Raw genomic sequence first — 13,740 nt, 5'->3', positions numbered from 1 at the left:
TTCCGGCGCTGGCCGCCCCCGGGAATTACCAAAACCCGGCGCGGGGGCGGCCGCCCGGGGCCCCCCCGGGGGGGGCGGGGGGGCCGGCCCGCCGGGAGCGCGGGACCGGTCCTCCCGGGGCCGGCCCCGCCCCTACCCCTTGACCGCGCCCTGGACCAGGCCCGAGACCAGGAAGCGCTGGACGAGGATGAAGAAGACCATGACCGGGAGGGTGATGAGGGTGGACGCGGCCATCACGTGCCCCCACTCGTTGGCGTACTGGCCGAAGAACTGGCGCAGGCCGACCGCGACGGTGTAGTTCTCGCTCTGGGTCATGAAGGTCAGGGCGAGCACGAACTCGTTCCAGGCCACGATGAACGAGAAGATCGCGGTCGCCACCAGGCCGGGCGCGACGAGCGGGAACAGGACCCTCCAGAACATCTGGAGCCAGGAGGCGCCGTCGATGTAGGCGGCCTCCTCCACCTCCACGGGCACGGCCGCGACGAAGCCCCGCATCATCCACACCGCCAGCGGCAGGGACAGGGCCACGTACACGATGCCGAGGCCGAGCAGGGTGTTGAGCATCTGGAGGTCGCGCACCTGGAGGAAGAGCGGGATGACCAGCGCCTCCAGCGGCACCATCTGCACGATGAGGATCATGACCAGCACGGCGGTGCGGAACCGGAAGCGGAACCGGGCCACCGCCACCGCGGCCAGCAGCGACAGCACGCACGCGCCCACCACCGTGATGCAGGCGACCGCCAGCGAGTTGGCCATGTACGTGTCGAAGTTGCCCTCGGTCAGGACGTAGGCGAAGTTGTCCAGGGTCGGCGCGGTCGGCAGCAGCGCCCCGGTGCCCGAGGTGCTCCGGTCCGAGAACGCGCTCGTCAGCATGAAGTACACCGGGAACAGGGTGAACAGCAGCAGCGCGCCCACCGCGGCGCCCTTGGCCAGGAGGCGGCCTGAGCGGACTGCGCCGCCCCTGCGCCTGGCCCGGCGGACCCGTTCCTCCCAGTCGCGGTCGGTGGCGGCCGATACGTGTGCGGTCGTGCCCAACGGTCCTCCTCGTCAGCGGCGCCCGTAGGGCGGGATCGGGTTGTCCGGCGGCCGGGACGGGCCGTTAGAATCCACCTCTGCCCGGTGCGGGACGCCTGTCCGGCCCCGGCGGGCGAGGAGGGGTGAGGGCCGTGTCGCCAGGATGGTCGGGACCGCCGGAAGCGGCGGGGTAGCGCCGTGCACGACTCCCCGGGCCCCTCCCCCACCGAGGTCGTCATCAGCTGGATCCCGCACGACGCGCGGTTCCGCGACAGGGCGGTCCGGCACGCCCTCGCCGACACGGGCGGCCGGCTGCTGTTCGCGTACGTGGACAACCTGGTCAACCAGGACAACGACGACGGGCGCCCGCTCGACGAGTACGACCTGCGCACCATGTCCGCGGTCCGGGAGGACCTCAACCGGCGCTCCCTGGCCTCCGTGGACTGGCGCCGGGTGCGGGACAAGCTGGTGTCGGGCGTCCACTGAGCCGCGGCCCCCCGTGCGCGCCCCGCAGCCGCGCCCGGTCACCTCAGCCCGTCCTCTCGGAACAGCGCCCTGAGGTAGAACACCGTGACCACCAGCAGCAGCAGGGTGAGCAGGACGGCGATGGCCGCGCCCAGCCCGTAGTCGTTGTGGCCGAAGGACCTCACGTAGGACCACACGCCGAGGTTGAGCATGTCCGAGCCGCCCACGTCGCCGCCGGGCATCAGGTAGATCTGCGCGAACACCTTGAAGTCCCAGATCGTCGACAGCACCGTGACCACCGCGAACACGGGCCGCAGCACCGGGAACGTGACGTGCCAGAAGCGCTTCCAGGCGCCGGCCCCGTCGATCCGGGCCGCCTCGTGGAGTTCGGCGGGGACGGTGAGCAGTCCGGCCAGGACGGTGACCGCCACGAACGGGAAACCGCCGTGCACCACGTTGAGGGTGACGATGGCGTAGAAGAACAGCCGGTCGGCGAACCAGTTGTGCCCCGAGGGGTCGAGCAGCCCGAGGGAGGTCAGCGCCTGGGCGACGACGCCGTTGTCGACGTCGAAGATCCAGACCCAGACGTAGGTCCCGCTGACGGCGGGCATGGCCCAGGCGACCATGATGCAGGAGACCACGACGAGCCGGGGGACCGTGGACAGCGTCGACAGCAGCAGTGCCACGAGCGTGCCGACGACGATCGTGGTGAGGACCGCGACCACGGCGAACACGACCGTGTTCACCATGGCGACCTGCCACAGGTAGGGGTCGGTCAGCAGCGCGACGTAGTTGTCCAGGCCGATGAAGTCGGACTCGCCGGACATCAGGTTGCGCAGCTTGAAGTCGCGGAAGGAGAGCCACAGGATCCGGCCGAGCGGGAACAGCAGGAGCAGCCCGATGACCGTCAGCGCGGGGGCGAGCAGCACCCACGGGAGGAGGGTCCTCCGTGCGCGCCGGCCCAGGAGCGGGGGCCGCCGCCCGGCCCCGGACCGCCTCGGGGAAGGTCCGGAGGGGCGGCGGACGCCCTGCCCCGGTCCACTGGTTCCCAGCCCGACCGGTGTTCCCACTGCCTAACCCCCGTTGAGGATGCGCTCGATCTCCGCGGCGGTGTCCGCGGTGGCCTCGTCCACCGAGGCCTCGCCGTTGAGGATGGACTGCTGCATGCCGACCAGGAGCTTCTCGGCCTCGACCTGGGTCCAGGCCGGGGTCACCGGAACGCCGCGGCTCGCCTCGTTGAGCTGGACCGCGAACGGCCCCAGGATCGGGTCGGCCGACTCGGAGAACTCCTCGACCTTCGCGGTGACGCCGGGGAAGAATCCGGTCTCCTCGGACCACCGCATGGAGAACTCGTCGCCGGTGAGGTGCTGGACGTACTGCCAGGCCGCCTCCTCGTTGCCGGTGCCCTCGAAGACCGAGAGCAGGGAGCCGCCGGCGAAGGAGGGCATGTACCCCTCCTCCTGGCCGGGGAGGGTGAAGGAGTCGATCCTGCCCTCCAGCTCGGGGTTGCTCTCCAGGATGGCCTTCGGGTTGGCGCTGCCGAGGATGGCCATCGCCGCCTCCTCGTTGGCGATCGACTCCATGACCTCGATCTCGGTCCAGTTGACCGCGCCCGTGGTGGAGGTGCCGTCCTCCAGGGCCAGGCCGGTGAAGAACTCGATCCCCGCCCGGCCCTCGGGGGTGTCGATCTCCGAAACCCAGGTGCCGTCCGGCTGCTCGACGGCGATCTCCCCGCCGCCGCCCCAGATCCAGGGCATGACCGAGTACTGGGCGTCGCCGGGCACGGGGAAGGCGATCATGCCGTCCTCCGCCTCGGCGAGGGCCGTCGCGGTCTCGCGCAGCTCCTCCCAGTTCTCCGGCACCTCCAGGCCGTGCTCCTCGAAGATGTCCGAGCGGTAGACCACGGAGCGGATGGAGGCGTACCAGGGGACGCCGTACACGCCGTCGCCGAGCCGGCCCATCTCCATGAGGCCGGGGATGTACTGGTCGGTGTCGATGTCGTACCCGGACAGGTCGTGCAGCGCCCCGGCGTCGGCGAACCCGGGGGTGAGCGTGTTGCCGAGCTCGACCACGTCGGGCGTGGTCCCTCCGGCGATGGCCGTGGAGATCTTGTTCTGGGCGTCCTGCCACGGGATGAACTCGACGTCGACCTCGACACCGGTCTCCTCGGTGAACGCGGCGTTGGCCTCCTCGAAGAACCCGGTCTCGTCGGGGTTGGTGCCCTGCATGATCCACACCGTGAGCCCGTCGGCGGCGGAGCCGTCACCGCCCCCGCCGGACCCGCACGCCGTGGCGGCCAGGACCAGCGCCACCGCGGCGGCGGGGAGTGGAACGTACTTGTGGGTTCGTCTGCGGGCCATCGGCACGCCTCCCGTTCCTTTCGAGGGTCCCCTGAGGGTTGGTAGGAAACCTACGTAAAGAACGGCCTCCAGTGAAGTAAACCACTGTGATTTGTGTCTGACCCGTTAGGGGTCGGGGCCCGGGAACCGGCTCACCGCGCGCCCCGGGGCACGCCCGACCCCTCCGCCACCGGGGTCCCGGACCCGCGTGTCGCCGCCCTACTCCGCCAGGCCGGTGACCTGGCGCAGGACGGACAGGAGTTCGGCGCGCTTGTAGACGGCCAGGCCGATGGCGGCCCCGAACGCCGCGAGCATGTGGACGTAGACCATGGGGTCGCCCCGGGTGAAGCGCTCGGCGGCCTCCTCCTCGCCGACCGAGTGGGCCTCCCACGCGGTGGCGACCGCGAACTCCAGTTCGGGCGGGAGCATCTCGGCGACGGTACGGGCGACGGCCTCGCGGGAGTCGGCGGGCTTCCACACCACACCGGTCTGCTGCACCCTGCGGCCGAGGAAGGCGGCGACGACCTTCAGTTCCGACAGGACCTCGTCCACGTCGTCGGCGGCGCGCGGGACGACCGCGTCGAGCGCCTCCCGGTCCCGGTCCGCGTAGGCCTCGATCAGCTCGATCGCGGTCCGCCGGACGCGGTCCGGCGTCTCCGGCGGCGGCGTCCTGCCGTCGCGGGGATCGTGGGATGGTCCGGAGAATGACTCTGAGGACACGGTGGTGGTCCCTTCTGGATGGTGGGGCTCGGGTCCATGATGCCGCGAACGGGTCCCGGCGGAGCCCCGGACAGGCCGGGATCCCCTTCCGGCGAACAGGGGCCGGCGGGCCCCGCCGGCGCGGGCCCCCGGGGCCTCGGGGCGCCGGGGGCCCGCCGGCGTCAGAACACCGGGCGCAGGGGCATGTGGGCGGCGGTGCCGTCCAGTTTCACCCCGAGGATCTGGTGCAGCTGCACCACATCCCGCTCGAACCCCAGCACGGACCCGGCCATGTAGAGCCGCCAGACCCGGGCCGTGCCCTCTCCGACCTCGGCGACCGCCTCGTCCCAGTTGCGCTCAAGGTTGGCGCCCCAGTGGCGGAGGGTGAGCGCGTAGTGCTCGCGCAGGTTCTCCTGGTGGCGGATCTCGAAGCCCGCGTCGTTCATCGCGGTCTGGATCCGGCCCGCCCCCTCCAGCTCCCCGTCGGGGAACACGTACCGGTTGATGACGCCGCCGGTGTCCATCGGCCTGAGGTTGTTGCGCGGCCGGGTGATGGAGTGGTTGAGCAGCCGGCCCCCGGGGACCAGCTTGGCGTACAGCGAGGCGAAGTAGGCGTCCAGGTTCCTGGCGCCGATGTGCTCGGTCAGGCCGATGGAGCTGATCCGGTCGTAGCTGCCGTCGGGCACGTCCCGGTAGTCCATGTGCCGGACCTCGGCGAGCTCCGACAACCCCTCCTGGGCGATCTTCTTGCCCGCCCACTCGGCCTGCTCCTTGGACAGGGTGACGCCGAGGGCGCGGACCCCGTGCTCCCGGGCGGCGTGCATGACCATGCCGCCCCAGCCGCAGCCCACGTCGAGCAGGCGCATACCCGGCTCCAGGCCGAGCTTGCGCGAGACCAGTGCGTACTTGCGGAACTGGGCGCTCTCCAGCGCGCCGTCCTCCCGGCCCACCCTGTCCGGGGCGCCGTCGGCGTCGTCGAAGACCGCGCAGGTGTAGGTCATGGACGGGCCCAGCACCAGTTCGTAGAACGCGTTGGAGACGTCGTAGTGGTGGTGGATCGCCTCGGCGTCCCGCTGCTTGGAGTGGCGCCAGCCCCGGGTCGCCAGCCGGCCGCGGGTCATCTCCTCCGGCGGCGGGGCCACCCGGTTGACGAACTTGACCCAGCCCACGGAGCGGACGATCTCGGCGAGGTCGCGGGCGGACACGTTGATCCCCTCGGCGAAGGCGAAGTCCGCCATGTGTCTGAGGGCGGTGTACATGTCGCCCTCCAGCTCCAGGTGGCCGGAGACGTACGCGCGGGTGAGCCCGAGCCCGTTCGGGGACTGGGCCAGGTAGTTGACGGCGACCGGTGTCCGCACGTGCAGGGCGACGTCGCTGTCCGGGTCCCCGGCGCTGCTGCCGTCGTAGGCGGTGAACCGGAGGGGCGCGTCAGGCCCGACGACGCGCTCGAAGATCTCGGCAAGACGCATGCTCTCTGTCCTTACCTCTCTCGGAGGCGGTCCGTCCCCACGGCCCGCCTCCCTGTGGTGTCAGCGGTTTCGCACGCACTTGGCGTACAGGTCCAGCAGCCGCCCCCCGGGGTCGTACGCCTCCTTGAGCGCGGAGTACGCGGGACCGTTGTAGAGCCGCCAGAACTCGTCCTCGCCGTAGAAGGAGTCCGAGTACAGGGACTTGTGTCCGCCCAGGTCGGCGACACGCTCCTCGACGAGCCGGTTGTGGTGGGCGCGGCGCTGGTTCGGTTTCATGTCGACGAGCCCCCAGAAACCGAAGTTCACGTAGAGGCGGCCGTCCTCCAGGGGGTAGAGCGGCCAGATGTGCTCGCCCTCCCCCAGCTCGGGCCGCCGGGGCTCGCGGAGCCGGAGGGGGCACATCCAGACCGGGGCCATGCCGATCTCGGAGTGGAAGAAGTCCAGGAACTCGGCCCCCCTCTCGACGCCGACCTCGACGTCCTGGATCAGGGGTTCCTGGGGGCGCTTGCCCCGGTAGTGGGTGAGGAGGCGGAAGAAGTCGGTCCGCCGGTCCCAGGCGACCAGCCTGCGGTACACGTCGGAGCGCTTCAGGGAGCGCGGCCACAGGGGGCGCACGAGCGGGTGCTGGGCGCCGAAGGCGCGCGAGCACCAGAACCAGTCGGTGTCCCAGCGCCACAGGTAGTCGTGGAGGGTGAGGTAGTCGCCCGGGCCGCGGCCCGCGTGGCGCCGGATGGACCGGTAGTAGATGTCGTTCCCGGTGTAGTCGCTGGTCCAGGGCGCCTGGTCGGTGAACCGGGCCAGGGTGAGGTACAGCTCACCGGGCCCGAAGGCCACCCCGTCCACGAAGTCGACCGGCTGCCCCTCGTGCTCGAGGTCCTCGCAGATCCGGGCGAGCGCGTCCATGGCCTCGGCGGCTCCGTGGAAGCGCAGGTGGCGCAGGTGCACGTAGGGGGACGCGGGTTCGAGCTCGATGCGCAGGCGCAGGCTGTAGCCGAGTGTGCCGTAGGAGTTGGGGAAGCCGTGGAAGAGGTCGCTGTGCTCGTTGTCCCGGGTGGCGGTGACGACGTCGCCCGTGGCGGTGAGGATCTCCATCTCCTGGACGCCCTCGTGCGGGAGGCCGTTGCGGAAGGAGGAGGACTCGATCCCCATGCCGGTGACGGCGCCCCCCAGGGTGATGGTGCGCAGCTGGGGGACGACGGTCGGCATCAGCCCGTGCGGGAGGGTCGCCGCGACGAGGTCCTCGTAGGTGGTCATGCCGCCGACGTCGGCGAGGCGCTCGACCGGGTCGATGGCGATGACGCCGGTGAAGCCGGAGACGTCCAGGGCGGGGCCGGAGGAGGGCTCCCGGAAACGGAACAGGTTGGAGGTGGGTTTGGCCAGCCGGACCGGCGCGTCCTGCGGAAGTGCCCGGTAGTCGCGGCGGACCCGCTGGACCGCCGCTATGTGCTCGGCGAACCCCGTCCGCCGTCCGGCCGCGGTGCCGCTGCCCGTTCCCTGCTGTTGAGGAGTCATCCCAGTTCCCGTTCCGGTGTCGGCGACGCACAGTGTGGGTCGGATCGGCCCTGGCCGCCGGGAGCGGCTGGGATGGGCCGATCTCCTCAGTTCTACCTACCGGTAACGGTCTTGTGCCACCCCATTTGTGCCGTGTCTTCCCAGAAGTCCGTCTACCTGGGGTGTTGCCCGGGTCACGTGTTCACCGGGGTCACCGAACCGGTGTGGGCGGCCGGAGGCGGGCACGACGTAGGATCTGGGTTCGTGCGTATCGCTCTCGTAGACTCCGGCATCGGCATGCTCTCGACCGCGGCGGCGCTGCACGCCGCCAGGCCGGACGCCGACCTGTTCCTGGCCATGGATCCGGACCACATGCCCTGGGGGCGGCGGACGCCGGACGAGGTGATCGCCCGCGCGCTGGCCGGGGCCCGCGCGGCGTCGGGCGCCGCGGGCGGCCGGGGGCTGGACGCGGTGGTCGTACCGTGCAACACGGCCTCGGTCCACGGCCTCGCCGAGCTCCGCGCCGAGTTCGAGCCGGACGTGCCGGTGGTCGGGACGGTCCCCGCGATCAAACCCGCCGCCGCGGCCGGAGGGCCCATCGCCGTCTGGTCCACCGTGGCGACCACGCGCAGCGCCTACCAGCGCCGGCTGATCGAGACCTTCGCGGGCGGCGTGGACGTGACGCCGGTCGCCTGCGTCGGGCTCGCCGAGGCCGTGGAGTCCGCGGATCCCCGGCTCATCGACGACGCCGTCGCCCACGCCGCCGACCTCACACCGGGGGACGTGCGCGGCGTCGTGCTGGGCTGCACCCACTACGACCTCGTGGGCGAACGGATCTCCGCCGCGCTGGGCGGCCGGGCCGAGCTCTTCACCGCCGCCGGGGCGGTGGCCGCGCAGACACTGCGGCGCGTCGCCGACGCGGCGGCCCGGCCCGCCCTCGCGGACGGCGGTCGCAACCGTGCCGGCCTGGTGCGGGTACTGGCCAGCGGACGACCCGCCCGGCTGCCCTCCGCCGCCCTCGCCTACCCGGCCGGGCGCGCGATCGCCGGGGCCCAGCCCGCCGCGGCCGGGGTCGCGGGCCGGTCGGCGCCCGCCTGACCTCCGCGCCGGGGTCACCGGCCGGGGGCCGTTCCCGGCAGCGCCTAGAAGGCCGCCCCAGGAGCGGTGGCCAGGACCGGGGGCTCCGCGCCCGGACCGAACCCGGCCTCCGCGTCGGGACCGCCGTTGAGGGCGCCGGCGGCGAGGGTGCGCACCAGGTCGCGCACGCCGGCGGTGTCGTTGTCGTGGAGCAGCGTCTCCAGGAGGGACAGCGCCGCCCGCTGGTCACCGGGCTGTTCGCGCACGTGCCTCCACTGCGGCTCGGTGGCGGCGTCCGACAGCATGAGGGTGCGCCCGACCTGGCCGAGCGCGCTGAGGAGCGGCGTGTCGTGGGGGATCCTCTCCAGGGCCGCGTTGACCTGCTCGGCCTGGAACTCGGGATCGACCTGCTCGGCGGGCTGTGCGCGGAGGAACGCCAGGATCCGCTCGGCGGGCGCCGCCGGGGCGATCGGGGGGATCCCGCCGATCATCGCGCGGGCCTCGACCAGGTCCCCCAGGATCTCGTCGGTGCGGCCCAGCTCCCCGATCAGCCTCTCCGCGCGCTGGGCGGAGCAGGTCGCCACCCAGCGGGCCCCGCGGCCGGCGGCCAGGCGGGCGGCGGCCAGGGCCAGCTCCGCGCCGCGGCGGGGCGCCCCGACCCTCTCGAAGTAGCGGGACCAGGTGGTCACACGGACCCCGAGCCGCCAGTCGTTGCGGACGGCGCCCTGGCAGACGAGGTTCTCGACGGCCTCCACCCAGGCGGGCCGCAGACCCGGGTGGGCCTCCGCCTCCTCGACCGTCGGGAGCGGGGCGATGGCCTCGCGGGGCGCGCACTGGCCGAGCCTGGTGAGCCAGGAGAGGAGCCGCGCCCGCTCGAAGCGGATGCGGCGGCGCAGGGCGTCGCGGCGCGGGTTCGCCTCGTCGAGGGCGAGCTCCGCCTCCATCCGGTCGAGGACCTCCAGGGCCTGCGTGTGCTTGTCCTGGTGGCGCAGCGCGCGCACGAGGGTGAAGACGCCGTCGGCGCCGAGCACCGCCGGTCCGGTGGCGGTGTGCTCGTAGCGCCGCAGCTCCGTCTCCGCCCGGTCGGCCAGGTCCTCGTCGATCAGCAGGTTGACACGGGCCAGGGTGAGGGCGGGCCAGGCCGGGGTGCGCTCCCAGCCGGCCAGGCTGCGGGTGGACAGCAGATCGCGGCGCAGGTCGGTGGTCCCCCTGGCGTCCACGTTCGCGTGGCAGCGCACGAGCGTCTCCTGGAGGGACACCGGCAGCGGGCCGTGCTCGTGCGGCGCCGGCTCGTCGGCGGCGGCCGCCGTCACCTGGGCCAGGGCGCGCCTGCCCTCGGCGAGCACCCCGACCCGCACGGCCAGGGGCCAGTGCGCGAGGAAGAACAGCGTCGGCGGCCCGAAGACCCCCGGCACCGCGGCCTGCGCGCTCCCCGCCTCGGCGACCAGCCGGCGCGCGGTGCGCATCGCCGACCTGGCCACGGCCTCCACCCGTACCGCGTCCCCCGCCTCGCAGAGCACGGGCAGCGCCGTGACCCCGTCCGCCAGCTCGTCCTGCCCCGCCGCCCTGAGCCGGCGGGAGGTCTCCCCTGCCCACGTCCACATCGGCATGCTCTTCTCCCCCTGATGGTGCCGCGTGACAACAGAACGTAGCAGCGCGGTGACAGGACTGTCCGGGAAACGCGTGAGACCGGTGCCGGGCGGGGCCTGCACGCCCGATCCGTGTGGTTTGGGCGGGATAGACTCTGGGGCACCGCGGCCCCGGGGGATCCGGACACGGACCCCCGCTCCGCACACCACCCGCAGCAGTACCTGAGGGGACAGAGCGCCGATGGGATGGCGAGACCGCTTCGGACTCCGCAAGGCCAACCGCAAGGGCAAGGCCCGTTTCGACCGGGCCTCCGAGGATTCGGACATCAAGGCGCTGATCGAGTTCTCGAAGAGCAGGGTGGGCGTGGAGTTCTTCGTCGAGCCCGAAACGTTCGCCACCCGGACCACGGCCGTCGCCGTGGCCACCGACGGCGAGTGGATCCGGCGCCGCTGCGGCTCCCCCGAGGTGATCCGCAAGGTCGCCCGTGACCTGGCCGCCCCCGCCTACGACGTGCAGATCGTCGGTTACCCCCAGCGCATGCGCGACTGGAGCGCGCGCAACAAGCGCGGCCTGTCGATGGACGAGTAGCGCCGACCCGGCGGAGGAGGACTTGCCACACCGACGCATCGGGGAGGACGTGTCCGAAACCCTCTACCCGGTCATTTTGGGCATTGATGACGAGGCCTTGCCGCGACTTCCTCTCCGAACGGGTTCCCTAACGGGCTCCGTTCGTCGCATACTCGCCTGGGAGGGGGGACTCTGATGAAGCAGGATCTCACGGCCCTGTGTTGCGAATGCGGCATGATTCGCGAGGTGAGCGACTACCAGAGTGTGGGCGAGGCCCAGTCGGCCTACGGACTGGCCCGCTGCGTCGTCTGGCGCAAGTGCCGCACCTGCGGCTACCGCACCTACCACGCCTATCTGCGCACCGACGAGGACCGCGACGAGCTGGAGGACGCCCTCAGGCTGGACGGCGCCCTCGCGGCGGAGGCCCTCGACGAGGAGATGGAGCAGCTGCGGCTGTGCGGGATCGAGGTCGGCCACGCCCCCGTCCCCGCCATCTGGGACGGCCAGTCGGTCGGCATGGTCACCCAGCGGCTGACCGACCACGCCTACTCCATCGTCCTGGACCCCGAGTCGTCCGTGGTGTCACGCCTGAAGCTCATCGACATGATGTGGAACGAGCTCCTGGTCGGCGAGCACGACGACCGCTGGTTCATCCAGGAGTCCGAGGACGACGAGTCCCCCGCGTACGCGGTCCGCCTCTTCGGCTACCGCACCCGGGGCTGACCGGTCCGGTCCCACCGCCGGAGCGCGAACGCCCCCGGCACCGCCCACGGCCTGCGGCCGGGCGCCCGTGACGGACGCCCGGCCGCCGCGCGTCCCGGGGCGGGCACGGTCGGCGGCCCTCAGCCCGCGGCCGGCTCGGGTGCCGCCCGCCGGGACAGCCGGCGCAGCGCCGACCGGGCCACCTCGGGGTCCGTGGTGCCCCAGTAGGGCGGCAGCGAGGCGCGCAGGAAGCCGCCGTAGCGGGCGGTGGCCAGGCGCGGGTCCAGGACCGCGATGACCCCGCGGTCGTCGGTGGAGCGCAGCAGCCGGCCGGTGCCCTGGGCGAGCAGCAGCGCGGCGTGGGTGGCCGCCACCGACAGGAACCCGTTGCCGCCGTGCGCGGCCACGGCCCGCTGGCGGGCGGAGGCGAGGGGGTCGTCCGGACGGGGGAACGGGATGCGGTCCACGATCACCAGCGACAGGGAGGGGCCCGGCACGTCCACGCCCTGCCACAGCGACAGGGTGCCGAACAGGCAGGACCTCTCGTCCTCGGCGAACCGCCGGACCAGCTGGCCGGTGGAGTCCTCGCCCTGGCACAGGATCGGCTGGTCGAGCCGGTCCCGGAGCTCGTCGCAGGCCTGCTGGGCGGCCCTCATGGAGGAGAAGAGGCCCAGGGCCCGGCCGTCGGCGGCCTCGATGAGCTCGGCGATCTCGTCGAGGTAGGAGGGCGCGAGCCCGTCGCGCCCGGGCGGCGGCAGGTGGGTGGCCACGTACAGGATGCCGCTGCGGGCGTGCTCGAAGGGCGACCCGACGTCCAGCGCGCGCCAGCGGGGCTCCCCCGCCGCGCGGTGGGGGCCGTCGTCGTCCTCGTCCGGGCCGGCGGCCGGAGTGTCCCCGTCCCCGGTCTGCGCCCGCGTCGTCCCGGGGGCGCCCGCGGCGGCCCGTTCCGCGGCCTCCCGGGTGACCTCGCGGCCCAGGCCCCACTGGTTGGCCAGGGAGGTGAAGGAACCGCCGAGGGTGAGGGTGGCCGAGGTCAGCACGACGGTGCGGTCCCCGAAGAGCTTCTCCCGCAGCAGCCCGCCGACGGCGAGCGGGGCGACGTTGAGGGCGGGCTGGCGGCCCGGGGCCCTGGTGAGCCACACGACCTCGGTGCGGTCGCGCAGGGCGGGTTCGTAGGACTCCAGCACGCGCACGGCGGTCTCGCGCACCTCTTCGAGAGCGGCCAGGGCCAGGCGGCGGTCGCTGGCGCCGTCGGGGTCGAGCTCGCCGGGTGAGGGGCCGATGGCGGTGACACAGGCGGAGGCGGCGTCGCGGGTGGCCGCGACCGCGTTGGCCAGGGCGTCGTCGATGTGGTCCAGGCGGCCGTCGGGCGACTCGGTGAACATCAGGGCGAGCCCGTCGGCGCACTCCGTGAGGCGCTCGCTGATCCCGGGCTCGACCAGGCGGGCGGCGCGCTTGGCCGCGGTGTTGACGACGCGCTCGCTCAGGCTGCCGGTGGACACGGAGGTCGCCCGGTCCACGAGCTCGTGCGCCTCGTCGATCATGATCGTGTCGTGCTCGGGCAGGATGTGCCGGCCCTGCGCCATGTCGATGGAGAGCATCGCGTGGTTGGTGACCACCACGTCCACTCCCTGGGTGGCCTCGCGTGCGAACTCCGCGAAGCACTCCTGTCCGAAGGGGCAGATGCGGGCCCCCATGCACTCGTTGGCGCCCACGGACACCTGCCGCCAGGCGAGGTCGCTGACGCCGGGGACGAGCTCGTCGCGGTCGCCGGTGACGGTCTCCTCCGCCCACTCGTGCAGGCGGGCCACCTGGCGGCCGAGGGAGGAGAGCTGCCGGGGGTCGAACAGCTCGGCGTCCTCCGCGTCCTCGTCCGCGGTCTGGAGCCGGTTGCGGCACAGGTAGTTGCGGCGGCCCTTCAGCACGGCGAACGTGGGCTCGCGCGGCAGCAGCGAGGACAGCGCCCCGGCCAGGCGCGGCAGGTCCCGGTCGATGAGCTGGTTCTGGAGGGCGATGGTGGCGGTGGAGACCACCACGGTGTTCTTCCGGTCCATCGCGTGTCTGACCGCGGGTACCAGGTACGCCAGGGACTTGCCGGTGCCGGTACCGGCCTGGACCACCAGGTGCTCGCGTTCGTCGACCGCCGCGGCCACGGCGTCGGCCATGGCCGTCTGGCCCTCGCGGCGGCTGCCGCCGAGAGCGGTGACGGCGGCGTCGAGCAGGGTCGGAACGTCGGGAAGATCTGCCACGGATCGACAGTACCGGCCCGTGGGGACAGGGCGGGCTCCGTCCACAGGCGGGATCGGCCGGGCCCCCCGGGGCCCGGC

General features: G+C 72.9%; 12 protein-coding genes. 4 read left to right on the top strand and 8 right to left on the bottom strand.

Annotated elements, in window-relative coordinates; genetic code table 11:
• Nucleotides 1-132: 132 nt before the first annotated feature.
• The gene (locus ACWGL3_RS25340) at nucleotides 133-915 is read right to left on the bottom strand and encodes a carbohydrate ABC transporter permease (protein WP_267950285.1); all 783 of its coding nucleotides are present in this window, start codon (nucleotides 913-915) and stop codon (nucleotides 133-135) included.
• Between the two features lie 297 nt (nucleotides 916-1,212).
• Between ACWGL3_RS25340 and ACWGL3_RS25335 the strand changes: the two genes are divergently transcribed.
• Nucleotides 1,213-1,500, top strand: a complete 288-nt coding sequence (locus tag ACWGL3_RS25335) for a hypothetical protein (protein ID WP_267948653.1) — start codon at nucleotides 1,213-1,215, stop codon at nucleotides 1,498-1,500.
• A gap of 38 nt (nucleotides 1,501-1,538) precedes the next feature.
• Here the strand turns inward: ACWGL3_RS25335 and ACWGL3_RS25330 are convergent, their stop codons facing one another.
• The 5 genes from ACWGL3_RS25330 to ACWGL3_RS25310 all read right to left on the bottom strand — a co-directional run bounded on the left by ACWGL3_RS25330 (nucleotide 1,539) and on the right by ACWGL3_RS25310 (nucleotide 7,498).
• Nucleotides 1,539-2,444, bottom strand: coding sequence for a carbohydrate ABC transporter permease (locus tag ACWGL3_RS25330; RefSeq protein ID WP_267950284.1), 906 nt, complete (start codon nucleotides 2,442-2,444; stop codon nucleotides 1,539-1,541).
• Between the two features lie 108 nt (nucleotides 2,445-2,552).
• A complete protein-coding gene (locus tag ACWGL3_RS25325; RefSeq protein ID WP_344182930.1) occupies nucleotides 2,553-3,839 on the bottom strand; it encodes a sugar ABC transporter substrate-binding protein in 1,287 nt (428 codons plus the stop codon).
• Between the two features lie 198 nt (nucleotides 3,840-4,037).
• Nucleotides 4,038-4,538: a hypothetical protein gene (locus ACWGL3_RS25320; RefSeq protein ID WP_267948651.1), complete on the bottom strand. Its 501-nt coding sequence runs from the start codon at nucleotides 4,536-4,538 to the stop codon at nucleotides 4,038-4,040.
• A gap of 161 nt (nucleotides 4,539-4,699) precedes the next feature.
• Nucleotides 4,700-5,986 (bottom strand): SAM-dependent methyltransferase, encoded by a 1,287-nt coding sequence (locus tag ACWGL3_RS25315; RefSeq protein ID WP_267948650.1) that lies wholly within the window; start codon nucleotides 5,984-5,986, stop codon nucleotides 4,700-4,702.
• Nucleotides 5,987-6,046: 60 nt separating this feature from the next.
• Complete coding sequence (locus tag ACWGL3_RS25310) at nucleotides 6,047-7,498, bottom strand: FAD-binding oxidoreductase (protein WP_267948649.1); 1,452 nt, start codon at nucleotides 7,496-7,498, stop codon at nucleotides 6,047-6,049.
• 243 nt (nucleotides 7,499-7,741) lie between these two features.
• Here ACWGL3_RS25310 and ACWGL3_RS25305 point away from each other — a divergent pair, with 243 nt between their 5' ends.
• Nucleotides 7,742-8,575 carry a glutamate racemase gene (locus ACWGL3_RS25305; protein ID WP_267948648.1) on the top strand — a complete coding sequence of 278 codons (834 nt, stop codon included), beginning with the start codon at nucleotides 7,742-7,744 and terminating at the stop codon, nucleotides 8,573-8,575.
• A gap of 44 nt (nucleotides 8,576-8,619) precedes the next feature.
• Here ACWGL3_RS25305 and ACWGL3_RS25300 read toward each other — a convergent pair whose 3' ends face one another.
• A complete protein-coding gene (locus ACWGL3_RS25300; RefSeq protein WP_267948647.1) occupies nucleotides 8,620-10,164 on the bottom strand; it encodes a hypothetical protein in 1,545 nt (514 codons plus the stop codon).
• A 220-nt stretch (nucleotides 10,165-10,384) separates the two neighbouring features.
• Between ACWGL3_RS25300 and ACWGL3_RS25295 the strand changes: the two genes are divergently transcribed.
• Together ACWGL3_RS25295 and ACWGL3_RS25290 are read left to right on the top strand one after the other, a co-directional pair.
• A complete protein-coding gene (locus ACWGL3_RS25295) occupies nucleotides 10,385-10,732 on the top strand; it encodes a hypothetical protein (RefSeq protein ID WP_267948646.1) in 348 nt (115 codons plus the stop codon).
• Nucleotides 10,733-10,906: 174 nt separating this feature from the next.
• Nucleotides 10,907-11,434 (top strand): DUF6315 family protein, encoded by a 528-nt coding sequence (locus tag ACWGL3_RS25290; RefSeq protein ID WP_267948645.1) that lies wholly within the window; start codon nucleotides 10,907-10,909, stop codon nucleotides 11,432-11,434.
• A gap of 119 nt (nucleotides 11,435-11,553) precedes the next feature.
• On the opposite strand, the gene ACWGL3_RS25285 is transcribed toward ACWGL3_RS25290, so the two are convergent.
• Nucleotides 11,554-13,662, bottom strand: coding sequence for an ATP-dependent DNA helicase (locus ACWGL3_RS25285; RefSeq protein ID WP_452461865.1), 2,109 nt, complete (start codon nucleotides 13,660-13,662; stop codon nucleotides 11,554-11,556).
• Between the last annotated feature and the right edge of the window lie 78 nt (nucleotides 13,663-13,740).

The organism is Nocardiopsis sp. NPDC055824, assembly GCF_053616335.1.
Note: the sequence above shows the minus strand (reverse complement) of the source record. Positions and strands in the feature narration are given on the sequence as shown.